We start from the raw sequence: 733 nt of genomic DNA on the forward strand, positions 1-733 counted from the left end.
ACCTGAATTACACAGTGCCAAGCGATGCGGCGTCAGATCACGTTTTAGTGCTATTTGAAGTAATCCATTCACCGGGTTTCGGCCACAGGCATCGTCATATTCAATCAAGTCTGCCTGAAGCGTGTCGATAGCTTCGGCAGTCTTGCTATCCTTTTTACTAGCGACTTCGTAGCTCAGAAAATGACTCAGGTCAGAACTGATGACAAACAAGGTATCTTCGCCACCCCATAAGGAATCAATCACCTTGGCAACCTGATGCTTATCCGCATCTCCAACAACTAAGGGAAGCAAACTGAAGTCGCCTAATAGCGCTTGTAGAAAAGGTAATTGAACTTCGAGGCTATGCTCCTGAAGGTGGGCCTGGTCAAGCGTTTGAGCTAGCCCCTTAAGCTCAAGTTTTTGGGTCGCTAGGTAATCAAGTTCGATCATTCCCAAGGGAGTCTCATAGCTATGGAAGTGGCTACTGGCCAAACCTTTAAAACCATAATGATGGGATGGCCCCAAGAGAACGACTCGTTTGATTTTATCGACATAGGGTAGCAAACTCGCGTAAGCCGAGGCAGCGACCGCACCTGAATAGATATACCCTGCATGAGGCACGATAATCGCTTTTGGCTGAGCTGCCGGTACTTCTGGCAAGACCGACAAGGCGATTTTCATACAGTCATCAATATTAGCGCGCAGCTGCTGCGGGTTGGACGGGTAAAACTGTCCTGCCACGGCAGGAGAACGA

Annotated in this window: 1 protein-coding gene; it reads right to left on the reverse strand. The window is 48.7% G+C overall.

Annotated elements, in window-relative coordinates; all coding sequences use genetic code 11:
- On the reverse strand, window positions 1–733 hold a 733-nt coding region (amrB, locus tag A3729_RS07050; RefSeq protein ID WP_082882035.1), incomplete at both ends, for an AmmeMemoRadiSam system protein B.

This window comes from Oleiphilus sp. HI0043, from assembly GCF_001634935.1.